General features: G+C 64.3%; 28 protein-coding genes and 1 tRNA gene. 13 read left to right on the forward strand and 16 right to left on the reverse strand.

The window, feature by feature from the left end; all coding sequences use genetic code 11:
* Positions 1–15: 15 nt before the first annotated feature.
* Entirely contained in the window at positions 16–336 is a 321-nt protein-coding gene (gene trxA, locus MTX19_RS00395) for a thioredoxin (protein WP_171712798.1), read from the forward strand.
* Positions 337–646: 310 nt separating this feature from the next.
* Here the strand turns inward: trxA and MTX19_RS00400 are convergent, their stop codons facing one another.
* From MTX19_RS00400 to aroA, 11 genes are all read right to left on the reverse strand, one after another.
* Positions 647–1891 carry a folylpolyglutamate synthase/dihydrofolate synthase family protein gene (locus MTX19_RS00400; RefSeq protein WP_348638305.1) on the reverse strand — a complete coding sequence of 415 codons (1245 nt, stop codon included), beginning with the start codon at positions 1889–1891 and terminating at the stop codon, positions 647–649.
* A 95-nt stretch (positions 1892–1986) separates the two neighbouring features.
* Positions 1987–2928: an acetyl-CoA carboxylase, carboxyltransferase subunit beta gene (gene accD, locus MTX19_RS00405; RefSeq protein WP_280981986.1), complete on the reverse strand. Its 942-nt coding sequence runs from the start codon at positions 2926–2928 to the stop codon at positions 1987–1989.
* Between the two features lie 105 nt (positions 2929–3033).
* Positions 3034–3870 carry a tryptophan synthase subunit alpha gene (trpA, locus tag MTX19_RS00410; RefSeq protein WP_280981987.1) on the reverse strand — a complete coding sequence of 279 codons (837 nt, stop codon included), beginning with the start codon at positions 3868–3870 and terminating at the stop codon, positions 3034–3036.
* A complete protein-coding gene (gene trpB / locus MTX19_RS00415) occupies positions 3867–5084 on the reverse strand; it encodes a tryptophan synthase subunit beta (RefSeq protein WP_280981988.1) in 1218 nt (405 codons plus the stop codon). The genes trpA and trpB overlap by 4 nt, the downstream gene beginning before the upstream one ends.
* A gap of 119 nt (positions 5085–5203) precedes the next feature.
* Positions 5204–5905, reverse strand: coding sequence for a phosphoribosylanthranilate isomerase (locus MTX19_RS00420; RefSeq protein ID WP_280981989.1), 702 nt, complete (start codon positions 5903–5905; stop codon positions 5204–5206).
* Between the two features lie 80 nt (positions 5906–5985).
* Positions 5986–6372 (reverse strand): LapA family protein, encoded by a 387-nt coding sequence (locus tag MTX19_RS00425; RefSeq protein ID WP_280981990.1) that lies wholly within the window; start codon positions 6370–6372, stop codon positions 5986–5988.
* A 69-nt stretch (positions 6373–6441) separates the two neighbouring features.
* A complete protein-coding gene (locus MTX19_RS00430; RefSeq protein WP_280981991.1) occupies positions 6442–6771 on the reverse strand; it encodes an integration host factor subunit beta in 330 nt (109 codons plus the stop codon).
* A gap of 172 nt (positions 6772–6943) precedes the next feature.
* Entirely contained in the window at positions 6944–7921 is a 978-nt protein-coding gene (gene sppA / locus MTX19_RS00435; RefSeq protein WP_280981992.1) for a signal peptide peptidase SppA, read from the reverse strand.
* Positions 7922–8202: 281 nt separating this feature from the next.
* Positions 8203–9912 carry a 30S ribosomal protein S1 gene (gene rpsA, locus MTX19_RS00440; RefSeq protein ID WP_066504830.1) on the reverse strand — a complete coding sequence of 570 codons (1710 nt, stop codon included), beginning with the start codon at positions 9910–9912 and terminating at the stop codon, positions 8203–8205.
* A gap of 378 nt (positions 9913–10290) precedes the next feature.
* Positions 10291–10920, reverse strand: coding sequence for a (d)CMP kinase (gene cmk, locus MTX19_RS00445; RefSeq protein ID WP_280981993.1), 630 nt, complete (start codon positions 10918–10920; stop codon positions 10291–10293).
* Positions 10917–12254: a 3-phosphoshikimate 1-carboxyvinyltransferase gene (aroA, locus tag MTX19_RS00450; RefSeq protein ID WP_280981994.1), complete on the reverse strand. Its 1338-nt coding sequence runs from the start codon at positions 12252–12254 to the stop codon at positions 10917–10919. The genes cmk and aroA overlap by 4 nt, the downstream gene beginning before the upstream one ends.
* 146 nt (positions 12255–12400) lie before the next feature.
* Between aroA and MTX19_RS00455 the strand changes: the two genes are divergently transcribed.
* The 3 genes from MTX19_RS00455 to MTX19_RS00465 all read left to right on the forward strand — a co-directional run bounded on the left by MTX19_RS00455 (position 12401) and on the right by MTX19_RS00465 (position 13357).
* On the forward strand, positions 12401–12808 hold the full coding sequence (locus MTX19_RS00455) for a TIGR02300 family protein (protein WP_280981995.1): 408 nt from the start codon (positions 12401–12403) through the stop codon (positions 12806–12808).
* A gap of 100 nt (positions 12809–12908) precedes the next feature.
* Positions 12909–12984, forward strand: a tRNA-Ala gene (locus MTX19_RS00460).
* Positions 12985–13117: 133 nt separating this feature from the next.
* Positions 13118–13357, forward strand: a complete 240-nt coding sequence (locus tag MTX19_RS00465) for a GIY-YIG nuclease family protein (RefSeq protein ID WP_280981996.1) — start codon at positions 13118–13120, stop codon at positions 13355–13357.
* Positions 13358–13365: 8 nt separating this feature from the next.
* Here the strand turns inward: MTX19_RS00465 and MTX19_RS00470 are convergent, their stop codons facing one another.
* Complete coding sequence (locus MTX19_RS00470) at positions 13366–13827, reverse strand: MarR family transcriptional regulator (protein WP_280981997.1); 462 nt, start codon at positions 13825–13827, stop codon at positions 13366–13368.
* Between the two features lie 160 nt (positions 13828–13987).
* On the opposite strand from MTX19_RS00470, the gene MTX19_RS00475 reads away from it, so the two are divergent.
* The 8 genes from MTX19_RS00475 (at position 13988) to MTX19_RS00510 (ending at position 21359) form a co-directional block, all read left to right on the forward strand.
* Positions 13988–14413 (forward strand): organic hydroperoxide resistance protein, encoded by a 426-nt coding sequence (locus MTX19_RS00475; protein ID WP_280981998.1) that lies wholly within the window; start codon positions 13988–13990, stop codon positions 14411–14413.
* A 195-nt stretch (positions 14414–14608) separates the two neighbouring features.
* Complete coding sequence (locus tag MTX19_RS00480; protein ID WP_280981999.1) at positions 14609–15814, forward strand: CaiB/BaiF CoA-transferase family protein; 1206 nt, start codon at positions 14609–14611, stop codon at positions 15812–15814.
* Positions 15815–16238: 424 nt separating this feature from the next.
* On the forward strand, positions 16239–17555 hold the full coding sequence (gene ugpB, locus MTX19_RS00485) for a sn-glycerol-3-phosphate ABC transporter substrate-binding protein UgpB (RefSeq protein ID WP_280982000.1): 1317 nt from the start codon (positions 16239–16241) through the stop codon (positions 17553–17555).
* A 69-nt stretch (positions 17556–17624) separates the two neighbouring features.
* Positions 17625–18506 carry a sn-glycerol-3-phosphate ABC transporter permease UgpA gene (ugpA, locus tag MTX19_RS00490; RefSeq protein ID WP_280974698.1) on the forward strand — a complete coding sequence of 294 codons (882 nt, stop codon included), beginning with the start codon at positions 17625–17627 and terminating at the stop codon, positions 18504–18506.
* Between the two features lie 3 nt (positions 18507–18509).
* Positions 18510–19358, forward strand: coding sequence for a sn-glycerol-3-phosphate ABC transporter permease UgpE (ugpE, locus tag MTX19_RS00495; protein ID WP_280982001.1), 849 nt, complete (start codon positions 18510–18512; stop codon positions 19356–19358).
* Between the two features lie 4 nt (positions 19359–19362).
* Positions 19363–20442 carry a sn-glycerol-3-phosphate import ATP-binding protein UgpC gene (locus tag MTX19_RS00500; protein WP_280982002.1) on the forward strand — a complete coding sequence of 360 codons (1080 nt, stop codon included), beginning with the start codon at positions 19363–19365 and terminating at the stop codon, positions 20440–20442.
* Positions 20443–20616: 174 nt separating this feature from the next.
* Positions 20617–21042 carry an Hsp20 family protein gene (locus MTX19_RS00505; RefSeq protein ID WP_280978327.1) on the forward strand — a complete coding sequence of 142 codons (426 nt, stop codon included), beginning with the start codon at positions 20617–20619 and terminating at the stop codon, positions 21040–21042.
* A gap of 50 nt (positions 21043–21092) precedes the next feature.
* Positions 21093–21359: a DUF1150 domain-containing protein gene (locus tag MTX19_RS00510; RefSeq protein ID WP_280974701.1), complete on the forward strand. Its 267-nt coding sequence runs from the start codon at positions 21093–21095 to the stop codon at positions 21357–21359.
* Between the two features lie 89 nt (positions 21360–21448).
* Here the strand turns inward: MTX19_RS00510 and MTX19_RS00515 are convergent, their stop codons facing one another.
* From MTX19_RS00515 to MTX19_RS00530, 4 genes are all read right to left on the reverse strand, one after another.
* Complete coding sequence (locus MTX19_RS00515; RefSeq protein WP_280982003.1) at positions 21449–21787, reverse strand: DUF6665 family protein; 339 nt, start codon at positions 21785–21787, stop codon at positions 21449–21451.
* 79 nt (positions 21788–21866) lie between these two features.
* Positions 21867–23405: an AMP-binding protein gene (locus MTX19_RS00520; RefSeq protein ID WP_280982004.1), complete on the reverse strand. Its 1539-nt coding sequence runs from the start codon at positions 23403–23405 to the stop codon at positions 21867–21869.
* Between the two features lie 55 nt (positions 23406–23460).
* The gene (locus tag MTX19_RS00525; RefSeq protein ID WP_280982005.1) at positions 23461–24582 is read right to left on the reverse strand and encodes a DUF5938 domain-containing protein; all 1122 of its coding nucleotides are present in this window, start codon (positions 24580–24582) and stop codon (positions 23461–23463) included.
* A gap of 36 nt (positions 24583–24618) precedes the next feature.
* Positions 24619–25422 (reverse strand): SDR family oxidoreductase, encoded by an 804-nt coding sequence (locus MTX19_RS00530; RefSeq protein WP_280982006.1) that lies wholly within the window; start codon positions 25420–25422, stop codon positions 24619–24621.
* Positions 25423–25740: 318 nt separating this feature from the next.
* On the opposite strand from MTX19_RS00530, the gene MTX19_RS00535 reads away from it, so the two are divergent.
* Entirely contained in the window at positions 25741–26373 is a 633-nt protein-coding gene (locus MTX19_RS00535) for a TetR/AcrR family transcriptional regulator (protein ID WP_280982007.1), read from the forward strand.
* The last annotated feature ends 1 nt before the right edge of the window (position 26374 follow it).

Below are 26374 nucleotides of genomic sequence, written 5' to 3' on the forward strand. Positions count from 1 at the left end.
GAACGAGGTACTCCGATGGCCGTTGGCAAGGTTTCTGACGCCGATTTCGAAGCCGAAGTGCTCAAGGCGACCGGGCCGGTGGTCGTCGACTTCTGGGCCGAGTGGTGCGGTCCCTGCCGCATGATCGCGCCCGCCCTTGACGAGATTTCTGGCGCAATGGGCGACAAGGTCAAGATCGTGAAGCTCAACGTCGATGAGAGCCCGAAGACCGCGTCGAAGTATGGTGTGATGTCGATCCCGACCCTGATGATCTTCAAGGGCGGAGAGATGGCGTCGCGTCAGGTCGGCGCCGCGCCGAAGGCGAAGTTGCAGCAGTGGATTTCCGCTGCGGTCTGATCCGCTTCGAATTAGCTGATTGCGAAACGGCCGGCGCATCGCCGGCCGTTTTCTTTTTGTGCTTCGCCTGTAGCCCGGATGGAGCGAAGCGCAATCCGGGTCCTCGCGTCCGCGGGTCCAGCCGTCGCGGATTTCGCTGCGCTTCGGGCTACGGATTATCGGATCCAGCCCGTCGCCAGCGCCGATGCGAGTTCGGGCTGGCCATTCTGCCGGGCGAGCGGCGCCGCGCAAGATCATTGCCGTGCACGTCGGCGATGGCAGCAAAGCGCATTGTCTGCCCTCCTCGTCGCGGCCCGCGATACGAGGGATCTCATGCGGGAGGCGTACCGTTGGCGGCAAGCACGGGGCCGGCGAGATAGAGCGAGCCGGTGACCAGGATGCGCGGCGGCACCTCATAGGCCAGCATGGCGAGACGCTGCAGCGCAGCCTCTACGTCTGCTGCGATCTCGACGCGCATGCCGAGCGCGCGCGCCGCGTCGGCCAGCCGCTCGGGCGGCATGCCGTTGTCGCGCCCGGGCACCGGGATGGCGATGATGTGGCGCGTCAAGCCGGCGAAATTGGCGAGGAAGGCGCCGGCGTCCTTGTTGCCCATCATGCCGGCGATGACGACGAGCGGCCGCGATACGCGCTCCTCGAGATCGCCGAGGGCTGCGGCCGCGACGCGGCCGCCTTCGGCATTGTGCCCGCCGTCGAGCCAGACCTCGCTGCCTTGCGGCGCCTGGCTGACGAGCATGCCGGAGACCAGTCGCTGCATTCGTGCCGGCCATTCGGCATTGACGACGCCGGCCTCATAGGCGGCCATGTTGAGCTTGAACGCATCGATCGCGCGCAGTGTTGCGATCGCAAGGCCGGCATTGTCGAACTGGTGACGGCCGAACAGTTTTGGCGCTGCGAGATCCATCAATCCGCGCTCGTCCTGGAAGACCAGCCGGCCCCGCTCGATGCTGACATGCCATTGCTGCCCCGCCGCGTGCAGCGGCGCGCGCATGCGGCTCGCCTGTGCCTCGATCACGGACATCGCCTCGGGCGCCTGCTCGGCGCAGATCACCGGCACCTTGCGCTTGATGATCGCGGCCTTCTCGCCGGCGATCGAGGTCAGCGTGTCGCCGAGGAATTCCATATGGTCCATGCTGACCGGCGCGATGACAGAGGCGAGCGGCGTCTCGACCACATTGGTCGAATCCAGCCGGCCGCCGAGGCCGACCTCGAGCAGCGCGACGTCGGCCGGATGCTTTGCGAACAGGCAGAACGCGACCGCAGTCTCCATCTCGAAGATGGTGACGGGATTGCCGGCGTTGACCTGTTCGCAATGCTCGAATGTCGCGCGCAGCTCATCGTCACCGACGAGCTTGCCGCCGCCGACCGCACCCAGCCGGTAACATTCGTTGATCCGCACCAGATAGGGCGAGGTGAAGACGTGCACGCGCCGGCCGGCGGCCTCCAGGATTGCGCGCAAATAAGCGATCGTGGATCCCTTGCCATTGGTGCCGGCGACATGGATTACCGGCGGCAGCTTGCGCTCGGGATGATCGAGCCGCTCCATCAAGCCGAGCATGCGATCGAGGCTGAGATCGATGCGCTTGGGGTGCAGCGCCGACACCCGCGCGATCAACGCCTCGAACGAGGACTGCGATGAGGCGGCTCTCCCGGTCACGCGTGCGGCGCGGCCGGCACCGTCTCCGGGGCCGTGACGATCTGGGCCGGCGTCGTGACGGCGGCCGCGGGTTTCGACGTGGTTTCGAGCGCCGGCGACTTCGTCAGCAGGCGGCACAGCCGCGCCAGCGTTGCCTTCATGTCGTGGCGGTGCACGACCATGTCGACCATGCCATGCTCACGCAGATATTCGGCACGCTGGAATCCCTCGGGGAGCTTCTCGCGGATGGTCTGCTCGATCACGCGGGCGCCGGCGAAGCCGATCAGCGCGCCGGGCTCGGCGATGTGGATGTCGCCGAGCATCGCATAGGAGGCGGTGACGCCGCCGGTGGTCGGGTTGGTCAGCACGACGATGTAGGGCTGCCGCGCCTCACGCAGCATCTGCACGCCGACCGTGGTGCGCGGCATCTGCATCAGCGACAGGATGCCTTCCTGCATTCGCGCGCCGCCGCTCGCGGCGAACACGATGAAGGGCGACTTCTTCTCGACCGCGAGCTCAAGCCCGCGCACCATCGCTTCACCGGCAGCCATGCCGAGCGAACCGCCCATGAAATCGAAATCCTGCACGGCGACGACGACACCGGCGCCCTCGAGCTTGCCGTAGCCGACCTTGATCGCGTCGTTCAGGCCGGTCTTGGTGCGGGCATCCTTGATGCGGTCGACATATTTGCGCTCGTCGCGGAACTTGAGCGGATCGGCGGTGACCTCGGGCAGCGCGACGTCGAACCAGGTCTCGTTGTCGAAGATCGACTTCAGCCGCGCCACCGCGCCCATGCGCATGTGGTAGTTGGAGCCGGGGATCACGAACTGGTTGGCCTCGACGTCCTTGTAGAACACGAGCTGCCCGGAATCCGGGCACTTGATCCAGAGATTTTCCGGCGTCTCACGGCGCAGGATGTTGCGGATCTTCGGCCGGACGACGTTGGTGAGCCAATTCATGGTTCGCTCCGAAATGCGGATCGGTCCCGCATCAACTGGTTATATGGCGGGGCCGGGCAAACCCGGCAAGCCGCCCGGTGCGGCCTTGTCGCCGCAAATTATGGCTTATTCAGCGGCCTGCCGGGCGCCGCGGACCCCCTGGGCCAGCGCCGACACGAGGTCGGCCACGGCGGTGACGGTCTTCGGCGTCGCGCGGCCCTCGGCATCGAGGCTGCCGCGCACGGCATCGACGATCGCGGTGCCGACCACGGCGCCATGGGCGCTTTCGGCAATCGCGCGCGCCGTCTCCGGGGTACGGATGCCGAAGCCGACGCAGACCGGCAGCTCGGTGTGCCGCTTGATGCGGGCGACGGCTTCTGCAACCGCCTTCGAATCGGCGGCCGCGCTGCCAGTGATGCCGGTGATCGAGACGTAGTAGACAAAGCCCGAAGTGTTGGCGAGCACCGCCGGCAGCCGCTTGTCGTCGCTGGTCGGCGTCGCCAGCCGGATGAAGTTCAGTCCGGCCTGCATGGCCGGGATGCAGAGCTCGGTGTCTTCCTCCGGCGGCAGGTCGACGATGATCAGGCCATCGACGCCGGCGGCCTTGGCGTCGGCCAGGAACGTGTCGACGCCGTAAATGTAGATCGGATTGTAGTAGCCCATCAGCACGAGCGGCGTGGCGTTGTCGTCCTTGCGGAAACCGCGGACCATCTCCAGCGTCTTCCTCAGCGTCATGCCGCCCTTGAGCGCGCGCAGGCCGGCGGCCTGGATCGACGGGCCGTCGGCCATCGGATCGGTGAAGGGCATGCCAATCTCGATAATGTCGGCGCCGGCCTTCGGCAGCGCCTTGACGATGTCGAGCGAAGTTTTTGCGTCGGGGTCGCCGGCCATCACGAAGGTGACGAAGGCAGAGCGGCCCTGCTTCCTGAGGTCGGCGAACTTGGCGTCGATACGGGTGGTCACTTCTTCCTGCCCTTCAAGATGTCGCCGACCTGCGGCACGTCCTTGTCGCCGCGGCCGGAGAGGTTGATCACCATCAGGTGATCCCTCGGACGCGCAGGCGCGAGTTCGGACAGTTTCGCGATGGCGTGCGCCGATTCCAGCGCGGGGATGATGCCTTCGAGCCGCGACAGCAACTGGAACGCGGCCAGCGCCTCCTCGTCGGTCGCCGACAGATACTTCACGCGGCCGGTCTCATGCAGCCAGGAATGCTCGGGCCCGATGCCGGGATAGTCGAGCCCGGCCGAGATCGAATGCGCTTCCTGGATCTGGCCGTCCTCGTCCATCAGGAGATAGGTGCGGTTACCGTGCAGCACGCCGGGGCGGCCGCCGGCCAGCGAGGCGGCATGCAATTGCGTCAGCCCGTGACCGGCGGCCTCGACGCCGAAGATCTCGACCGAGGGGTCGTCGAGGAACGGGTGGAACAGGCCCATCGCATTGGAGCCGCCGCCAATGCAGGCGATCAGCGAATCCGGCAGGCGGCCTTCGGCCTCCTGCATCTGCTTGCGCGTCTCGTGGCCGATGACCGACTGGAAGTCGCGCACCATCATCGGATAGGGATGCGGGCCTGCGACCGTGCCGATGCAATAGAACGTGTTGTGCACGTTGGTCACCCAGTCGCGCAGCGCGTCGTTCATCGCGTCCTTCAGCGTGCGCGCGCCCGACTGCACCGGGACGACCTTGGCGCCGAGCATCTCCATGCGGATCACGTTCGGCTGCTGGCGCTCGACGTCGACCGCGCCCATGTAGACCACGCATTCGAGCCCGAAACGGGCGCACAGCGTCGCCGTCGCCACGCCATGCTGGCCGGCACCGGTCTCGGCGATGATGCGCTTCTTGCCCATGCGGCGCGCGACCATGATCTGGCCGAGCACATTGTTCACCTTGTGCGAGCCGGTGTGATTGAGCTCCTCGCGCTTCAGATAGATCTTGGCGCCGCCAAAATGATCGGTGAGCCGCTCGGCGAAATAGAGCGGCGAGGGCCGGCCGACATAGTCCTTCAGATAGGCGTTCATCTCGGCCTGGAACGACGGATCGGCCTTGGCCTCCGCGTAGGCCTTTTCCAGATCGAGGATCAGCGGCATCAGCGTTTCCGCCACGAAGCGTCCGCCGAAAATGCCGAAATGTCCGCGCTCGTCAGGTCCGGTGCGGAAGGAATTGGGCAGGTTTTGATTCATCGAACCATCAGTTCTTGTTGCCGTCTCGCGGCGTTGTTTCCGCTCCCTCGCCCCGCTCTTGCGGGGAGAGGGTTGGGGTGAGGGGTTTCTCCACTTGCTCGATCATCGCCGTGAGCCCCTCACCCGCCCGTGCGTTGCGCGGTCGACCTGTCCCCGTAAACGGGGAGAGCTGAAGTGGAGACGGCAGCGCGCGCGGCGCGGATGAAGGCGCGGATCAGGTCGGGATCCTTCACGCCGGGCGAGCGCTCGACGCCTGACGATACGTCGACACCGCCGGCACGGGTGACGGTGACGGCCTCGGCGACATTGTCGGCGTGAAGCCCGCCCGAGACCATGTACGGCAGAGCGAGATCGAGATTTTCCAGCACGTGCCAATCGAATGTCGCGCCGAGACCACCGGGCCGCGTGGCGCCCTTCGGCGCCCGGGCATCGAACAGGATACGGTCGGCGACGCCGGCATAGCCCGGCAGCGGCGCGAGATCGGCAGCCGTCTCGACCGGCAGCGCCTTCATCAGGGGCAAGCCGAACTTCTGCCTGATGTCGCGTAGCCGTGCCGTCGTCTCCTTGCCGTGCAATTGCAGGATATCCGGCCGCAGCGTCTCGACGATGTTTTCCAGGGTCGCGTCATCGGCATCGACGGTCAGCGCGACCTTCACCGCGCGGCCCTTGGCGCGGCTGCCGAGGTCGCCCGCGACCTCCAGGCTGATATGCCGAGGCGACGGCGGAAAGAACACGAAGCCAACCATGTCGGCGCCGGCGTCAAGCGCGACGTCGAGCGTCTCGCGCGTGGACAAGCCACAGATTTTGACAAGCAGCGACATGGTCTCGAAACGGGTCGTCATCCGGAACGGGTTTTCGGGCCGCCGGAACCGGGGCGTACCCACGTCCGACGGGGCGGGTTCTACAACGTCGCGCCCTGCTTGTCTCGCCCGGCGGAGCCGTAAAAGCCGGTTTGGCCCGGTGCGGGCAGCCGTGGCGCATCGCCCCGGGCCGCGGCAGCCCTGAGATCGGTGAGCTCGGCGCGCGCCCGGCGGGCATCGGCCTCGTGCTGCCGGGCGGCGCGGCGCCAGCGCCCCTGCCGGAACCAGGTCGCGATGCCGCCCGCGATCACGCCCAGGATCGCCGACGCGATGATCACGACGAACAGCGGCAGCTTGACTGCGATCGTCGGTGTGACGGAATTGAAGGGATCAAACGACACCGTCACCCAGTGACGGTTTGCGACCGCGAAGATGATGAAGATCAGCCCCAGCGGGATGACGACCAATGCCGTGAAGAACTTTCGCATGACCATCTCTCATAGCGATGGAGAAAGCGCGGGCGCGAGCCCGCCACACGGCACGCCTGACGTCGCGCGTTACGCGTCAGCCTTTGGTGCGTCGACCTTGGGAGCTTCCGTTTCGACGCCCTCGCGATTGAGACGCTCGCGCATCTCCTTGCCGGTCTTGAAGAACGGCACGCTTTTCTGATCGACCGGCACATGCTCGCCGGTGCGAGGATTGCGGCCGGCACGTGCCGGACGATGCTTCACGGAGAATGCGCCAAAACCTCGCAGCTCGACACGGTCGCCACGCGCCAGCGCCGCGACAATCTCATCGAGAATCGCATTCACAATGTTCTCGACATCCCGCTGATAGAGGTGCGGGTTGTGCTCGGCGATACGCTGAACAAGTTCGGATTTGATCATCGAAAATGGGATCCGGGATCTCGCGGAAGTCCATTTCCGTGAAAATGCCCTGCACTGTCAAGACGCTAAATCAATTCCTGATGTCGCGAATTAGGGTAACAAATAGCCCAATTGGGCCATTTGGCGATTCGCGCAGAGCGGGAATCGCCTCGACGATACGCCTTGGCGCCGATCAGTTGGTTCCGGCCGGGGTCCACAAGGCCAGCATGCCGTCCAGCCCGAACCTGTCGACCGCCTGCACCATCCCGCCCTGCTCAATCCGCCGCGCGATGGCGCCCAGACCGAGCGCGTCGAGCGTCATGGATGCTGCGGTGCGCAGGAATGTCAGATCCCCGAAGCGGGGATTGAGCCTGTAGTCGCGCACCGGAAGGCCGCTTTTGATCTTCTTTTCCGCGACGAGCCATGCGATCGCGGTTTTCTCATCGCCAAGCTGATCGATCAGCTTGAGATCAAGCGCCTGCCTGCCGGTGAAGACGCGTCCATCCGCGACCTTCTCCAGCAGGGCATCATCCATGCCGCGCCGCTCCTTCACCAATCCACGGAACCATGCATAAGAATCCTTCACCAGCGCGTCGATCGCGGCGCGCGCTTCGGGACTGGTCGGCTCAAGGCCGTTCGGCGCCGCCTTCAACGGCGAAGACTTGATCTCCTCGACCTTCACGCCCACGGTCTTGAGAAGTTCTGAAACGTTCGGAAACTGGAAGAGCACTCCAATCGAACCGACCAGCGACGTCTGCTGGGCGACAATGTGATCGGCCGCCATCGCGGTGATGTAGCCGCCCGACGCGGCCAGCCCCTCGACGACGACGACGAGCGGCTTCTTCGTCTTCAGCTGCGTCAGCGAGTCATAGAGCTGCTCGGAGCCCGCGGTGGTGCCGCCGGGCGAATTGATGTGCACGACCACCGCCGCATAGCTCGATTTCTCGAGCCGCTCCAGCGCCTCGGCGCGCTGCTGGTCGCTGCGGATCAACCCCTCGATATTGACGCGTGCGATCGCACCCTTCGTCTCGAGCAGGTCGCGCCCGCCGGTCGCGAACAGGCCGACGCCGATGATCGCCGCAATCGCCACGACGGCGGCGGTGACGCGCCAGAAGGTCAGCTTGCGCCTGATGCGGCGGCGATCGACGATCACGTCTGAATCCAGCGACATGGAAATGCTCCAGGAATGTCCGTGCGTTCTTGCAGTCGCAGCGTCACTATGACCTTAGCCAAATACATCAATTGCGACGCAATATGAAGAAAAGGCTCGCTATACTCCTAACGTCTGTAGCCCGGATGGAGCGAAGCGCAATCCGGGAAGACCTCACCGCGGGCGCCGAACCCCGGATTTCGCTACGCTCCATCCGGGCTACGATTTTCCTGTCTTTGACAAATAGAAAGGCCCCGGCTTTCGCCGGGGCCCGGTTGGTTCGCGCAAAACTGAGCGAACGCTTACTTGTCGGTGCCGCGGTTCTTGAGCGCGGTGCCGAGGATGTCGCCAAGCGTCGCACCCGAATCGGAGGAGCCATACTGCGCGATGGCTTCCTTCTCCTCGGCGACTTCCAGCGCCTTGATCGAGACCTGCACCTTGCGGGCCTTCTTGTCGAACTGGATAACGCGGGCATCGACCTTCTCGCCAACGGCGAAGCGTTCGGCGCGCTGGTCGTTGCGGTCGCGAGCCAACTCGGACCGCTTGATGAAGGTGGTGAACTCGGTGCCCGAGATTCGCACCTCGATGCCGCTCTCCTTCACCTCGAGCACTTCGCAGGTCACGACCGCGCCCTTCTTGACGTCGCCCGGCTCGGCGAAGGGGTCGCCTTCGAGCTGCTTGACGCCGAGCGAGATGCGCTCCTTCTCGACATCGACATCAAGCACCACGGCCTTGACCATGTCGCCCTTCTTGAAGTTGTCGATGACCTGCTCGCCCGGAAGCTTCCAGTCGAGGTCCGAGAGGTGGACCATGCCGTCGACGTCGCCCTCGAGACCGAGGAACAGACCGAATTCGGTCTTGTTCTTGACCTCGCCCTCGACCACCGAACCGACCGGGAACTTCTCGACGAATACCTCCCAGGGATTGCGCATGGTCTGCTTGAGACCGAGCGAGATACGCCGCTTGACCGAATCGACTTCCAGCACCTGCACTTCGACTTCCTGCGAGGTCGAGACGATCTTGCCGGGGTGCATGTTCTTCTTGGTCCACGACATCTCGGAGACGTGGATCAGGCCTTCGATGCCCGGCTCGAGCTCGACGAACGCACCGTAGTCGGTGATGTTGGTGACGCGGCCGGTGAAGCGGGCGCCGAGCGGATACTTCGCTTCGATGCCCTGCCACGGATCGTCCAGCAGCTGCTTCATGCCGAGCGAGATGCGGTGCGTCTCGTGGTTGATCTTGATGATCTTGACCTTCACCGTCTGGCCGATGGTCAGCACCTCGGTCGGGTGATTGACGCGGCGCCAGGCGATATCAGTGACGTGCAGCAGGCCGTCGATGCCGCCGAGGTCAACGAACGCACCGTAGTCGGTGATGTTCTTGACCACGCCGTCGATCACCTGACCCTCTTCGAGGTTCTGCACCAGCTCCTGGCGCTGCTCGGCGCGGGTCTCTTCGAGAACCGTGCGGCGCGACACCACGATGTTGCCGCGGCGACGGTCCATTTTGAGGATCTGGAACGGCTGCGAGTTGTTCATCAGCGGCGCAACGTCGCGGATCGGACGGATGTCGACCTGCGAGCGCGGCAGGAAGGCAACCGCGCCGTCGAGGTCGACGGTGAAGCCGCCCTTGACCTGATTGAAGATGACGCCGTTGACCTTTTCGTTGTTCTGGAACGCCTTCTCGAGCTTGCCCCAGCTCTCCTCGCGGCGCGCCTTGTCGCGCGACAGCACGGCTTCGCCGAGCGCATTCTCGATACGGTCGAGAAACACCTCGACGGTGTCGCCGACCTTCAGATCGCTTTCACGGCCGGGACCGGCGAATTCGCGCAGCGCGACGCGGCCTTCGGTCTTCAGGCCGACGTCGATGACGGCCATGTCCTTCTCAATTGCAACCACCTTGCCCTTGATGACCGAGCTTTCCTGCAGATTGCCGCCGGCAAAGGACTCATCAAGCATCGCCGCGAAATCGTCGCGGGTCGGAGTATAGGAAGACGCAGTATTCGAAGCCATTTGTTCTCCAGATGCGGAATATTGCCGGCCGTTCGGGTTGATGGGCGCACCGCGCGTGGAGTGTCGGGGTTCCGCAAGCCCTGACGACCGCTCGTTGCAGGAGGCGCAACAGCGGGCCGGCAGCAGGACTGCACGTTCGGTACGTTTGATTGATCCGGAGCCCGAAACGAGAATATCGACTTCAAGACCTGGGAGCGGGCGTTCCTCCAGATGCGGCAAGGGCTCAACCCCAACGCCGGCCCGCTTCAGACACAGCCTCGACATGGTCGATGGTGGCCCGGACGGCGCTGATATAGCCCCGCAGCGTGCTTTCGGCAAGCGCGAAATGCCCCATTTTGCTGCGTTTTCGGGCCGAGAGCGTCGCTTCCGGCCCTACATTCAGCGCTGGGCGCGCGCCTGTTCGACGATGGCGATCGCGGCGCGCACGCCGGCTTCGATGTCGAGATTGGAATTGTCCAGGGTGTGGGCGTCCGCGGCCGCACGCAACGGCGCAATGGTGCGATTCTTGTCGCGCTCGTCGCGCTTGAGGATGTCGGCCAGCACCGCTTCCTCGTCGGCATCCTCGCCGCGGGCTCGAGCCTCCAGCGTTCGCCGCCGCGCGCGCACCCGCGGGTCGGCGACCACGAAGATCTTCACGTCGGCGTCGGGGCAGATCACGGTCCCGATGTCACGCCCGTCGAGCACCGCCCCGGGCGGATCGGCGGCGAACTGGCGCTGGAAGTTGACCAGCACCTCGCGCACCTTGGGAAAGGCGGAGACCACGGATGCAGCCTCCCCGACCTCCTGCGTCTTCAGGATCGGATTGCCGAATTTCTCGGGGTCGAGCTCAAGCGCCGCGGCCACCGCCAGCGCTTCATTGTTGAGGTCGGCACCCGCCGCCATCATCGCATAAGCCACCGCGCGGTAGATCACGCCGGTGTCGAGATGGCGATAGCCATAGTGGTGGGCGAGCCGCTTGCCGAGCGTACCCTTGCCTGAGGCGGCGGGACCGTCGATGGCGATGATCATGCGAAGTCAGCTCCGAGCGAGCGCATCATCGGAATGAAATCCGGAAAGCTGGTGGCGATGAAGGTGATGTCGTCGACCTTCACCGGCTTGTCGGAAGCGCAGCCCATCACCAGCGCCGACATCGCGATGCGATGATCCATATGGGTCGCGACAAGGCCCCCGCCGGGAACATGGCCGCGGCCCTCGACGATCAGATCGTCGCCGGAAACCTCGACCTTCACGCCGTTGACGCGCAGCATGTCGGCGGTGGCTTCCAGCCGATCGGATTCCTTGACCCGCAGCTCCTGCAGGCCGCGCATGATGGTGGTGCCCTCGGCAAAGCTCGCCGCAACCGCCAGCACCAGATATTCGTCGATCATCGACGGCGCACGTTCCGGCGGCACCTCGACGCCGCGCAGCTTCGAAGCACGAACGCGCAACTGCGCCATTGGTTCGCCGGCGTCGCCGCGGACCTCGCTCTCCTCGATGGAGGCACCCATCTCGCGCAGCGTGGTGAGGAGGCCGGTGCGCAGCGGATTGGTCATCACGTCGGAGAACATGACATCGGAACCTTCGGCGATCAGCGCCGCCACGATCGGGAACGCGGCCGAGGACGGATCGGCCGGCACCACGACCTCGGCGCCGTGCAATTCGGACTCGCCGTTGAGCGTGATCCTGCGCCCATGGCTGCCCTCCTTCTCCGAGGAGATCTCGGCGCCGAAATGCCTGAGCATCAGCTCGGTATGGTCGCGGCTCGCTTCCTGCTCGATCACGGTGGTGACGCCGGGGGCGGACAGCCCGGCCAACAGCACCGCGGACTTGATCTGGGCCGAGGCGACCGGTGTCTTGTAGACGATCGGCACCGGATAGCGCGCCCCATGCAGCGTCAGCGGCAGCCGGCCGCCTTCGCGGATATCGCTCGTCCTGGCGCCCATCAGCTCCAGGGGATCGAGGATGCGGCGCATCGGGCGCGAGCGCAGCGAGGCGTCGCCGTCGAATACCGCCGCGATCGGACAGCCGGCGACCGCCCCCATCACCAGCCGGCAGCCGGTGCCGGAATTGCCAAAATCGAGCGTTGCGGAGGGCTGGGCGAATCCTCCGACCCCAACGCCGGAGACCGACCAGGCAAACGGTCCGGTCCGTTCCACCCTGGCGCCCAGCGCGCGCATGGATTTGGCGGTATTGAGCACGTCCGCGCCTTCCAGGAGGCCGGAAATGCGGGTTTCGCCGACCGCAAGCGCCCCCAGGATCAGGGCGCGATGGGAAATCGATTTATCGCCGGGAACGCGGACTTTGCCGGCCAAGGGGCCGCTCGCACGAGCTTCCAGCGGGTTCGGGGTGTCGGAATGAGCCAAGATTGTGTCCTCTCGCGCCGCGGCAGGTATCACATAGGCAACACCACGTCACGCGCCCGTCAAATGCGCGCAGACCGCTATTGACAGCGGCCCCTCAACTAGCCAAGTGAAGCTCCGTTTTTCAGGAAAATTCCCAGGATCACCAAGTGGCCAAGTCCGATCTCGGAACCAAGCGCATTTGCCCGACCACGGGCAAGAAGTTCTACGATCTCAACAAGAATCCGGTGATCTCGCCCTACACCGGCGAGGTCGTGCCGATCGCGCCGGTGGCCCCGCCGCGGGGCCGCGGCGCCAATGTGAGCTCGCCCGCCACCGCAGCCGAAATGCCCGAGGCGGCCGAGACCGAAGAGTTGGTCTCGCTCGAGGAGGCCGATGCCGAGGAGAACACCGGCAAGGTCAAGGCTCAGGTTCCCGAATCCGAGGACGATATCGAGATCGATGAGACCCTCGAGGACGATGACGACGATGATTCGACCTTCATCGCCGACGAGGAAGAGGGCGATGAGGACGTCACCGACATCATTGGTGACGTTGGAGGTGACGAAGAGACTTGAGATCGTCGCCAATCTGTGGTGAAGGGTGCTGCCTCACGAGTCGCCTAGGACTCGGGGGCCGGGCACGGCCGCAAGGCCGTGCCCGAACTGGAAGACTTACGGGGCCATAGCTCAGCTGGGAGAGCGCTTGCATGGCATGCAAGAGGTCGGCGGTTCGATCCCGCCTGGCTCCACCACGCTTCGCCCTTCGGGCTACGCGTGGCGCAGCCACGAGTTGCCTGAAGGGCGAAGCGTGGTGTCCGGCGTAGCCCGCAGGGCGAAGACGGACGGCCTAAAGTTCCGGTCCTTAGCGCCCGCCAGTGGATGCCCATGTGGTACGTCTACATCATCCGCAGCATCGATTTCCCTGATCAGGAATACATTGGCGCCACCGAAGACCTGAAGCGGCGACTTCCTGAGCACAACGCCGGCAAGTCGGCGCACACCTCAAAATTCAGGCCCTGGCAGCTCGTCTGGTACTGCGCATTCCCGTGCAAGTACAAAGCCCTCGCCTTCGAGAAGTACCTTAAATCGCACTCCGGTCGTGCCTTCGCCAAGAAGCGCCTCTAGCCCGCCCCCTACTCCCCCAGCACCGCATTCAGCCGGTCGCGCAGCGCGACGAGCTCGTCCTTCATCGCCAGCAATTCGCCGACCGAGCAGGCCGACGCCGCGAGGATCGATTGCGGTACCGACTTGGCCTTTTCGCGCAGCGCGTGCCCTTGGGGCGTCAGCGCGATCAGCACCTGGCGCTCGTCTTCGGTGCTGCGGCTCCGCTTGATCAGCTCCGCCGCCTCCAGCCGCTTGAGCAGCGGCGTCAGCGTGCCCGAGTCCAGGAACAGCCGCTGGCCGATATTCTTGAGCGGGACGCCGTCGCGCTCCCACAGCGTCAGCATGACGAGATATTGCGGATAGGTCAGGCCAAGCTTGTCGAGCAGCGGCTTGTAGACGCGGTTGAAGGCGTGCGCGGTCGAATAGACCGCAAAGCAGATCTGGTTGTCGAGCCGCAGCGCCTGATCGGCCGCCGTCTGTTTCCTGGCCATGAATCCCGTCAGACTTGTCACATGCCGGCGTCATTGTGGCTCCACGTGACCCGGGATTCAATTGCGAACAATTAAATGTGAGGCCGCACAATTTATATTGCACACAATATAATTTCACGCAATCTATTGATCATCGAATTCAAACCCAAGGGAGACCACGATGTCTGTGAACGTGCTCTACAAGACCAGCGCCAAGGCAACCGGCGGCCGCGACGGCCATGCGGCGACCCTCGACGGGGCGCTCGACGTCAAGCTCACGACCCCCAAGGAGCTCGGTGGCGGCGGTGGCGCCGGCAACAACCCGGAGCAGCTGTTCGCGGCCGGCTATGCCGCCTGCTTCATCGGCGCCATGAAGTTCGTGGCCTCCCAGGGCGGCCCGAAGGTTCCCGCCGACGCCTCGGTGACCTCGACGGTTGGCATCGGCCCGCGTTCGGCCGGCGGCTTCGGCCTCACCGTCGACCTCGCGGTCTCGCTGCCCGGTGTGCCGCGCGCGGAGGCCGAGGCGCTGGTCGAGAAAGCGCATCAGGTGTGCCCCTATTCCAACGCGACCCGCGGCAATGTCGACGTCAAGCTGACCGTCGTCTAATTCGTCTCCGCGAATGGTCCGCCACGCGTGGCGGGCCATTCGTTCCCGCCTACCCGAAGCAGGCTTCGGTTCGCTTGGCGAACATGAGAACGGCCCGCTGCATGGGCCTGCGCACGCGAGGGCATTGCTGCGGCGCCTGAAGACCGTTAGCTCTGGGACCCTGCTTCCGATCCCACCTGAGCGAAGGTTGCTTCCATGAATACCCCTGCGCCAACAGGCGCGATGACCGGACTGCGCGTGATCGATCTGACGCGCGTGCTCGGCGGCCCCTATTGCACGCAAATCCTTGCCGACCACGGCGCCGACGTGATCAAGGTCGAGCCGCCTGCGGGCGACGAAGTCCGCGACTGGGGCCCTCCCTTCCATGAGGAGGACGCGGCCTATTTCGTCGGCATCAACCGCAACAAGCGCTCGATCGGCCTCGACCTCGCCTCCGAGGGCGGGCGCGCGGTGCTGATGAAGATGCTCGAGACCGCCGACGTGCTGATCGAGAATTTCAAGCCGGGCACGCTCGACAAATGGGGCATCGGCAACGACGTGCTGCGCGCGAAGTTTCCGCGCCTCGTGCATTGCCGCATCTGCGGCTTCGGCGCCGACGGCCCGCGCGGCGGCAATCCAGGCTATGACGCGATCATCCAGGCGATGACCGGCATGATCGCGGCCACCGGCTCGCCCGAGAGCGGACCGATGCGCATCGGCGTGCCGCTGGTCGACATCACCACCGGGCTCTATGCCGCGATCGGCATCCTGATGGCGCTGTCGGAGCGGCAACGCTCGGGCCTCGGCCAGTTTCTCGAGACCACGCTGTACGAGACCGGCCTTGCGATCATGCATCCGCACACCGCGAACTATTTCATGCATGGCAAGCCGCCGTCGCTCACCGGCAACGAGCATCCGAACCTGGTGCCCTACGCGATCTTCCCGACCAAGACCGACAACATCTTCATCGGCGTCGGCAATGACGGGACGTTCCGCAAGCTCGCCCGGGAGATCGGCAAGCCAGAGCTCGGCACCGATCCGCGCTTTGCCCGCAACAAGGACCGCATCGCCAATCGCGATGCGCTGCGCGAAGAGCTGGCCGCGGTGTTCAGCCAGCACGAGGCCGAGCCGCTGTGCAACCGGCTGCTCGCCGCCGGCCTGCCGGCCGGGCCGGTGCAGAAGATCGACCAGGCGCTGACCAACCCGCACACGATCTACCGCGGCGATATCATCGAGAAGGATTGGTACAAGGGCGTCGCCTCTCCGATCCGGCTCGATCGCACCAAGCCGAACCTGCGGCGCACGCCGCCGAAGTTCAGCCAGCACGCCGCGGAAGTGCTGGGTGAGTTCGGCTACTCAAAGGACGAGATCAACGCCCTGGTCGACAAGGGCGTGGTCTGCGGCCCCGAGCGCAAGCGCTAACCAGCGCCGATGATCCTGATTTGAATCGGTCTAGCCGCGAGCTCTTCACCTCTTCCCAGCGGGGAGAGGTCGATTTGCGTAGCAAATCGGGGTGAGGGGTTCAGGTCCCACGAGAGAGCTTAACCCCTCACCCGCGCCTTCGGCGCGACCTCTCCCTATGGGAGAGGTTTTGCACTGCCATTGCAGCAACAACTCAACCAAATCTCACCATGTTCTAGACACCACTAACCCCCCGGATGCGGTGCAATGTCACGCCTGACGTTGCAGTGCGCACGGGCGCGTCCGCGGCATCCGCCTTTTTTACCGCTTCCCTTCGCGCTGGCTTCCCCCGTACGATGGCCTTCGTTTATACGGTCATTTGAACGTCATCCGGCGCTGCTAACGCGCGTAACGAAAGATGACGGTCCAACCGGGAGGGGTTTTGATGCTTTTTCGACGATTCGGTGCTCCTGCGGCGGTGGCGACTGCCACGCTTGCATTCTCGTCACCTGCGCTTGCGGTGACCGAGATTCAGTGGTGGCACGCGATGACCGGCCCAAACAACGACGTCGTGGTCAAGCTTGCCAACGACTTCAATTCATCCCAGCACGACTACAAGATCGTCCCGACCTTCAAGGGCAGCTACGCCGACACGCTGAACGCGGGCATCGCGGCGTTTCGCGCCGGCAATGCACCGGGCATCATGCAGGTGTTCGAGGTCGGCACCGCGACCATGATGGCCGCGAAGGGCGCGATCAAGCCGGTCTCCGAGCTGATGAAGGAGCAAGGCGAGAAGTTCGACCCGCAGTCCTACCTGCCGGCGATCACGGGATATTACTCGACCTCCAAGGGCGACATGCTGTCGTTCCCGTTCAACTCGTCGAGCATGGTGATGTGGGTCAATCTCGACGCCTTGAAGAAGGCCGGCATCGACGCGCCGCCGACGACCTGGCCTGAGGTCTTCGCCGACGCCAAGAAGCTGCACGCGACGAGCCCGACCTGCGGCTTCTCCTCGAGCTGGATCACGTGGGGCCTGATCGAGCAGTTCTCCGCCTGGCACAACCTGCCGATCGGCACGAAGGCCAACGGGCTCGACGGCTTCGATACGGTGCTCGAGTTCAACAATCCGATGGAAATCAAGCTGCTCGAAAACCTTGTCGAGCTGCAGAAGGACAAGAGCTACGACTATTCGGGCCGCACCAATACCGGTGAGGGACGATTCACGTCCGGCGAATGTCCGTTGTACATGACGTCCTCGGCCTTCTATCCGAACGTCAAGGCGAACGCGAAGTTCAACTACACGGCGGTGCCGATGCCGTATTTCCCGGAGGTGAAGGGAGCGCCGCAGAACTCGATCATCGGCGGAGCTTCGCTGTGGGTGATGGCCGGCAAGTCGGCCGAGGAGTACAAGGGAATTGCGAAATTCTTCACCTTCCTCTCGGATACCGACCGCCAAGTCTACCTGCACGAGGTTTCCGGCTATCTGCCCATTACGAAGGCGGCCTACGACAAGACCAAGGCGTCTGGCTTCTACGACAAGAACCCGATCCTCGAAGTGCCGCTGAAGGAGCTGACCAACAAGCCGCCGACGGAGAACTCCCGCGGCCTGCGCTTCGGCGGCATGGTCCAGATGCGCGACGTCTGGTCTGAAGAGATCGAAGCAGCGCTCGCCGGCAAGAAGTCGGCCAAGGAGGCGCTTGACGCTGCGGTCTCGCGCGGCAACCAGATGCTGCGCCAGTTCGAGCGGACCGCGGCCAAGTAAGGTCGCTCACATCGTGGCTGCGGGATCAGCGACCGCAGCCACGATGTCACGAAAGGGGGCGGGAGCTTCATGGAGAACCGGGCAATCTTCTCAGGCAAGCTGCTCGCCTGCCTCCTGGTTTTGCCGCAGCTTGCGATCTCCCTGATCTTTTTCTACTGGCCGGCAGCGCAGGCGCTCTGGCAATCCTTTCTCGTGCAGGACGCGTTCGGACTCTCGACCGAGTTCGTCTGGTTCGAGAACTACGCCAGCCTTCTGAAGACGCCCGAATATTACCAGGCGATCGGTACGACCTTCGTGTTTTCGCTGCTGGTCGTGTTCTTCTCGCTCGCCATCGGTTTGCTGCTTGCGGTCATGGCCAATCGCAACATCGCGGGCGTGCAGATCTATCGCACATTCCTCATCATCCCCTACGCGGTTGCGCCCGCAGTGGCGAGCGTCCTGTTCATCTTCATGTTCCAGCCGGGCCTCGGCATGATCGCGCGCGCCCTGCAGAGCTATGGAATTGACTGGAATCCGGTGCTGAACGGCACGCATGCTATGATCCTGATCGTTATCGTCGCGGTCTGGAATCAGATCAGCTACAATTTCCTGTTCTTCCTTGCCGGCTTGCAGTCGATCCCCAAAAGCGTGATCGAGGCAGCCGCGATCGACGGCGCGAGGCCCGCGCGGCGATTCTGGACCATCGTGTTCCCGCTGCTGTCGCCAACGACTTTCTTCCTGATCGTCATCAACATCACCTACGCGTTCTTCAATACGCTCGGCATCATCGACACGGCGACCGGCGGCGGCCCGAACGGCGCCACGCAGACGCTGGTCTACAAGGTGTTCCAAGACGGCAAGGTCGGCTCCGATCTCGGCGGCTCGGCGGCTCAATCGGTCATCCTGATGATCATCGTCGTGGCGCTGACCGCGATCCAGTTTCGTTATGTCGAAAAGAAGGTCCATTACTAGCCAATGGTCGAGCATCGGAGATTTGGAAATCTGTTGCCCCACCTCGTGCTGCTGGCCGGCGTGATCGTCGTCGCCTTCCCGGTCTATCTCGCGATCATCGCATCCACCCACGACAACACCGTCATCGCCAACGGACAGATGCCGCTCTATCCCGGCACTCATGCGCTGGAAACCTATTGGAACACCATCTTCTCCGGCACCGGACGGACCACGCGCCAGCCGGTCGGCAGCATGATGGTGGCGAGCCTGATCATGGCGATGGGCATTGCCGCCGGGAAGATCGCCATCTCGATCATCTCGGCCTACGCGATCGTGTTCTTCAATTTCCCGTTCCGGATGGCGGCGTTCTGGACCATTTTCATCACGCTGATGCTGCCGGTCGAAGTGCGCATCTTTCCGACCTACAAGATCACGTCGGACCTGCACATGCTGGATTCCTATTCCGGCCTGATCCTGCCCTTGATCGCGTCGGCGACGGCAACGCTGCTGTTCCGTCAGTTTTTCATGACCGTGCCGAAGGAATTGGTGGAGGCCTCGAAGATAGATGGAGCCGGTCCGATCCGCTTCTTCTGGGACACGCTGTTGCCGCTGTCGGTGACAAACATTGCGGCGCTGTTCGTCATCCTCTTCATCTACGGCTGGAACCAGTATCTCTGGCCGCTTCTGATCACGACGCGCGACGACATGCAGACCATTGTCATCGGCATCAAGAAGATCATCGACGTGCACGACGCCCTGACCGAATGGTCCGTCGCGATGGCCACCGCGGTCCTCGCCATGCTACCGCCGGTGGCGGTCGTCCTGCTGATGCAGCGTCTGTTTGTCAAAGGCCTGATCGAGACGGAGAAATAGGCCGATGGCCAATGTAACGCTGCGCAACGTTCGCAAGGCCTACCCCAACGGCTTCGAGGCGATCAAAGGCGTCAATGTCGACGTCGCCGACGGCCTGTTCTGCGTGCTGGTCGGCCCCTCCGGCTGTGGAAAATCGACGCTGCTCAGGATGGTCGCGGGGCTCGAGACCATCACCTCCGGCGAGATCGACATCGGCGGCCGCATCGTCAACCAGATCGAGCCGGCCGAACGCGATATCGCGATGGTGTTCCAGAACTACGCGCTCTATCCGCATATGAGCGTCTACAACAACATGGCCTACGGGTTGCGCAATCGCGGCATGCCCAAGCCCGAGATCGATACCCGCGTCCAGGAAGCCGCCCGCATCCTCGAGCTCAGCGCCATGCTGGACCGCAAGCCTGGGCAACTCTCCGGCGGCCAGCGCCAGCGCGTGGCGATGGGCCGCGCGATCGTCCGCCAGCCGAAGGTGTTCCTGTTCGACGAGCCATTGTCGAACCTCGACGCCAAGCTGCGCATCGCGATGCGCGTCGAGATCCGCAAACTGCAGCGCCGTCTCAACACCACATCGATCTACGTCACCCACGACCAGCTCGAGGCGATGACGCTCGCCGACATCCTCGTGGTCATGAATGCCGGCCAGGTCGAGCAGATCGGCAATCCGCTGGAGATCTACCAGAAGCCCGCCACCACCTTTGTCGCCTCCTTCATCGGCGCGCCGCCGATGAACCTGATGCCGCTGCGGTCGGACGAGCTGAGGTCGCAGATCGCAGGCGTCGACGGCGCCGGCATCGTCGGCATCCGGCCCGAGGATTTCGTCATCTCCAGCGAGACCGCTCCCGGCGGCGTCGAGCTCGGGCTGACGGTCGAGGCGATCGAGCATGTCGGCGCCGAGACCTTCGTCTATGGCACCCGCCGGCGCGAGGAACAGGGCGTGGCCGCCAACCCCGGCGAACTGCCGCCCGGTGAGGTCATCGTCCGGGTTCCCGGCGCTACCGGCCCGGCGATCGGCGAGCGGATCAGAGCGGTCGCGCCCCGGGACAAGCTGCACCTGTTTACCGCCGACGGCCGCCAGCGCGTCGGCTAGTGACCGACCTGGAAGGAATAACCGCCATCCTGTGAGCCATTTACGCTGGTTTCAGAGGCGCTTGAACGCTATCCAAATCACCCCCATATTGGCTTTTGATCGGGGGGCAAGAGGCCCGTCGATTGCATGGGGTGCCGCAAGGGCCCGTCAAAGTCGCTTCGAGAGGACTTTGTAATGTCTCGTGTTCCATCGTTGTCCAGTCCGTTCCTTCTGGGATTCGACGAAATCGAGCGTGCGCTTGATCGCGTCGTGAAGGGGGCTGACGGCTATCCTCCTTACAACATCGAGCGGTTCGACCGTACCAACGGCCAACCCGAGCGCCTGCGCATCACGCTGGCGGTGGCGGGTTTTACCCGCGACCAACTCGATGTGACCATTGAGGAAAACCAGCTCGTCATCCGCGGCCGCCAGCAGGACGACAAGGCTCGGCAATACATCCATCGCGGCATTGCCGCACGCCACTTCCAGCGCACCTTCGTGCTGGCGGAGGGGATGCAGGTGCTGGGCGCGGACCTGAAGAACGGGCTGTTGTCGATAGATCTGGCCAGGCCGGAACCTGAACGGGTCATTAAGACAATCGCTATCAATGAACACGAATAATAGAAACCTGGAGCGGACTCGACCGCTTGTATCACTGAGGAGTCGAGACCATGAGTGAGCTGAGTACCACATTCGAAACCGAGAGCGTCACGCCGGAGGCGCTGGCTCACTTGGGCGAGGGTCATATCGCCTATGTGAAGCAGGTCCGTTCGGAGGATGTGCCGGATCTCTTTCCGCAAGCGCCGAGCCTTGCGCCGGGTCTGAAATTGTTCGCACTCCACGCCGCCGACGGCACGCCGATCATGCTGACCGACAGCCGCGAGGCCGCGATCGCCAACGCCTGGAGCAATGAGTTGCAGGCCGTGAGCGTCCACTGACGCAAGGCTGAATTCAGCATCCGCGAGTTCAAATGCGCGGGCATGCCTCGACAGGAATCGAGGCGGCCCGCGCATTCTCATTTATGGTGTTACGGCGATGCGGACGATGTGGCGAGAACCGGCGCCATGCATTGCTGCACCTCGCCGGGCACGTTGTAGTCGCGCATCAGCGTGCGGCTGTTGCGCAGACCGCACGCCTCCCGCTGCACCACGAACATCCAGAGCGCATGGCCGGCTTCCCTCACCAGGATGCGCCGGGCCTGCTGCGTTGCTTCAGAGTGCGGATGAGCGGCATCGAACTCCCGCAGCCTGGCGAGGGCCTGTTCCAGCGCACGTCCCATTCGCCCAAGCGCGGTCGCCTTCTCCTCGGCGAGCTCATAAGCGAGAACGTCGACGGGAACACGATCAAGGCGGAAATCACGGGACATCTGATATCCCCTGGGTCTGCATGCGCGACGAGGCAGACGCCGTCTTCTGGCGTCGCAGGGCGGTTGTCAACGGGAAGTGCTAGCTGCCCGAGCGACCCGCCAGCCGCGCGCGGATATCGGGCTTCAGCACCTTGCCGACCCTGGAGCGCGGGAGATCGTCCCAGACCTCGATCTGCTTCGGCGTCTTGACACTGCCGATCTGCTGCTTGACGAAGGCCGCGAGCGCAACCGCATCGATGCCGTGACCGGCGCGCGGCTGCACCACGGCCACGATGCGTTCGCCCCATTTGTCGTCGGGCAAACCGATCACCGCGCAATCCTGCACCGCCTCATGCGCGCGCAACGCGTTCTCGACCTCGATCGAGCAGACGTTGAAACCGCCGGTGATGATCATGTCCTTGGCGCGGTCGACGATGTAGAGATAGCCGTCGTCGTCGATGTAGCCGATGTCACCGGTGTGGTGCCATCCGTGCGCCGAGGCCTCGGCCGTGGCTTCGGGATTCTTGTAGTAGCCCTCCATCACCAGCGAGCCGCGCACCACGATCTCGCCGCGCGATCCGGTCGGCAACAACTTGCCCTCACCGTCCATGATGCCGGCCTGGACCAGCGGGCCGATCCGTCCGGCCGACGCGAGGCGCTGCATCGCGATCGTGCCGTCGGGATTGTAGTGCTCGTCGGGCGCCATCATCGAGATCATCATCGGCGCTTCGGTCTGGCCGAACAATTGCGCCATCGGCCCGATCCGCTGCAACGCTTCCGCCAGCCGCGCAGCCGAGATCGGGGCGGCGCCATACCAGAAGCATTGCAGCGAGCCGAGCTTCGCCCGATCCAGGCTGGGATGGTCGAGCAGCATGTAGATCACGGTCGGCGGCAGGAAGGTGTGCGTGACGCGATAGCGCTCGATCAGCGCGAGGAACTCGCCGATATCAGGGTGATGCATGATCACGACACGGCCGCCGAGCGTCATGATCGGAAAGCAGAGCACGCCGGCGGCATGGGTCAGCGGCGCCAGCGCGAGATAGATCGGGCGGCCCTTGAAAGGGTAGCCCATCAGCGTCAGCGCCGTCATCGCCTCGATGTTGCGCCCCGAGAGCATGACGCCCTTCGGCTTGCCGGTGGTGCCGCCGGTGCCCGGGATCATCGCGAGGTCGTCGATCGTCTTACGTTGATAGAAATCGTCGGTGAGACCGGCGAGCCAGTGCTCGAACGACGGCGCGAAGGTCAGCTCGGTGTCGAGGCAGACCAGCGCGCGCAGCTTCGGCAGGTCCTGTCTGACGGCTTCGACCATCGGCGCAAAGCTCGAATGAAACAGCAGCAGGCTGCAATCGAACTGGTCGAGGATGAACTTGTTCTCGTTCGCCTCGTTGCGCGGATTGATCGGGCACCACACCGCAGCGGCGCGCGAGATGCCGAACACGCAGGCGAAGGCCAGCGGATCGTTGCTGGAGAGGATCGCGACCTTCTCGCCTGGAGCAATACCCGATCGGTCGAGGCCGCGCGCGATCCGGTAGCTGAGCCGCTGCACCTCGCAGTAGCTGAGGTCGCGTCCATCCATGGTGAGGCACGGCGCGTCGGCGCCAAGCGAAGCGCCTTTGTCGAGATAGTCGATGAAGCGCATGGTCGATCTCGCGCGAGAAGCGGGTGACGCGCGACTGCGGTCACCCGCGATTTACTCAATCGTGCACGGTCACGATCGGCTTGCTGACGAGCCCGAAGCTGCGCAATTGCCCGAGCAGCTCGCGGTGGCCGAATGCCTGGCATCCTGAGGCGAAGCCGGTGCGCTTCGGCGGCTGTTGCAGCAGCGCGAACGCCGCATAGGCCTGCAGCATGCCGGTCTGCTTGTAGTTGCAGTTGCCGTGGATCACGCAATGCGCGCGGCCGAGCGGCCCGGATGCGTGGACCGAGTCGATCGAGGTGTTGACGCGCGGATTTTCGCGCGGCGGCATCGAGGCCTGCAGGGTGGCGGCGATGTCGGCCAGGGCCTTCTCCTGCTCCGCCGGCGGCAGCGGCTTGATCTTCTCCTTCACCATCTGCGTGGTCTGCACCACGCCTTCCATCACCGGGCGCGCGAGCACGCCGCCGAGCACGCGGCAATTGCTGACGCGCGGATCGTTCTTGAACCAGACCGGATGCGCGGTGCCGCCCCACGGCACCGCGATCGCGGTCTCGTGCTGGCCCGGCACGACGACGTCGGCGCGCGTGGTGACGTCCCATTCGACGAACTTGTTCTGCTCGAGGTAGTACCAGTTCGCCTTGAGGATGGTGAAGATCGTCTGCGTCGAGGCGTAGGTCGGGAAGCCCTTCCAGAACACCAGGATGTCGAGCGTGTCGAGGCCGGGCGTCTCCAGGCAGATATTGGCGGCGATCTCACCGGTCGTGTACATCTGCGCCAGATTCGGCGACAGCAGCAGGCCCTTCTCGGCGAACGCCTTGCCCCATTTCTCCTGGGCCAGCAGCACCCAGTCCTGTTCGCCGGTGGTGTCAGTGTAGTGGCAGCCGGCCTGCAGCGCGGCTTCCACGACTTCCGATCCGTATTTGATGAACGGGCCAACCATGTTGCTGACGACCCGCGAGCCGCGGAACAGTTTCGTCAGCGACTCGACATTGTGCTCGACGCCGACGACCTCATAGTCGGCGGTTTCGATGCCGGGGATTTTCTCCACCACCGCCTTCACCTTCGCGGCGTCGCGGCCGGCGGCGATGAAGGGGATGTTGTACTCGCGCAGATATTCGCAGACCAAGCGGCCGGTGTAGCCTGAGACACCGTAGACGACGACGGGCTTCTTCTCGCTCATGGCGATCCTCCGAAATGATTGCTGTTGCGCGCGTGGCTACATGCCCATGCCGCCGTCGACCGGCAGACCGATGCCAGTGATAAAGCGCGCATCGTTCGAGCACAGGAACACGGCGGCGTCCGCGATGTCGCTGACCTCGGCGAGGCGGCCGAGCGGCGTTTGCTCAACCACCGAGCCGACGGCGGCATTGACGGCGGGTGCGAGTCCGATTTTCACGATGTCGTTGGCGAGCTGCATCCCCATGTCGGTGGGGATCAGGCCGGGATAGATGCAGTTGACGCGCACGCCGTAGCCGAGCTTGCCGGCTTCCATCGCCGCAACCCGCGTCATGCGATCGACCGCAGATTTGGTGCCCGAGTAGACCGCGATGCTCGGGAAGGCGATCGTCGCCGCGACGGAGGCGATGTTGACGATCGCACCGCCCTTGCCGGCCAGCCCGCCCGGCCGCATCGCGCGGAAGGCGTGCTTCATGCCGAGCACGGTGCCGACGATGTTGACGTCGCACATCCGCCGCGCGTCCTCGGCCTTGATCTCGCTGACCAGCGAGGTGATCTCGATGCCGGCGCTGTTGATGAGGATGTCGTAGCCGCCGAGCGTAGCGACAGTGGCCGCGACAGCCCTTTCCCATTGCGCGTCGTCGGTGACGTCGAGCTGGGCGAAGCCGGTCTTCACGCCGGCCTTGCCGATCTCGGTGGCGGTCGACCTGCCGGTCTCCTCGAGAATGTCGGCGATCATGATCGCCGCGCCGGACCGCGCCAGTGCCTGCGCGATGGCGGCTCCGATACCCCGGGCGCCGCCGGTGACCAGGGCTTTCCTGCCTTCAAGGCTCTTCCCACTCATGACGTACTCCTCCCTCGCTGGTGATTGGTCGATGCTGCGGCCACGGGCAGCACGTGCCGGCGGACTGAGCGCCTTCGGGCGGCAGCAGTCAGGTCCGCTGATCGGCGGAGCGCAGCATTTGGCGCTCCGGCGGCGTAGATCCTCCCTGTTCGGCGTCTTGACGACTGTCCAAATTATTTCGCCAAACCTCCGCCAGAAGCTTGACACTTGTCAAGATGAAATTTGACAAGTGTCAAAGGGAATGGTTGTGAGGGGATGGAGCGCCGCTGCTGGCGCGCTATAAGACTTTCAAGGGACGGAACGGAGGAAAGGCAGGAGATGGCGCGGCTGGTAACGGCCCAACGGGTGGCGGTAGCGGCCGAGGCACTGCGCGACGAGAAATTCAACGCGCGGCGAATCGAGCTTGCGGAAGCCGCGCTGGAAACGCTCGGCGAACTCGGCTTCGCGCGCACCAGCCTGCGCGAGATCGCGCAGAACTCCGCGTTCACGCACGGCGTGTTTCACTACTACTTCAGCGACAAGCTCGACCTGATCTGCTGCTGCGTGCGGCACTACAAGGCGAAATGCGTGACGCGATATGACGAGGTCGTCGCGACGGCGAAGACGCGCAAGGAGCTGACGGACGGCTTTCTCGCCAAGCTTGCGACGACGCTGCGCGAGGACGCCCGCATGCACCGGCTGTGGTACGATCTGCGCTCGCAGGCGATGTTCGAGGCCGCCTTTCGCAAGGACGTGCTCGAGATCGACAAGAGCCTGGAAGCCATGATCTGGCGCGTCGCCTCGCGCTATGCCGAGCTGGACGGCAAGCGGCTCACGACGTCGCCGGCCGCGCTCTACGCGCTGTTCGACGGCCTGTTCCAGAGCGCGCTGCTCAGGCATCTCGCCAACGACGAGACGGCGATCCCCGAGTTCCTCGACGAAGTCAGGCGCATCCTGCCAACGATTTGCTGAA

This window comes from Bradyrhizobium sp. ISRA464 (genome assembly GCF_029910095.1).
Lineage (GTDB): Bacteria > Pseudomonadota > Alphaproteobacteria > Rhizobiales > Xanthobacteraceae > Bradyrhizobium.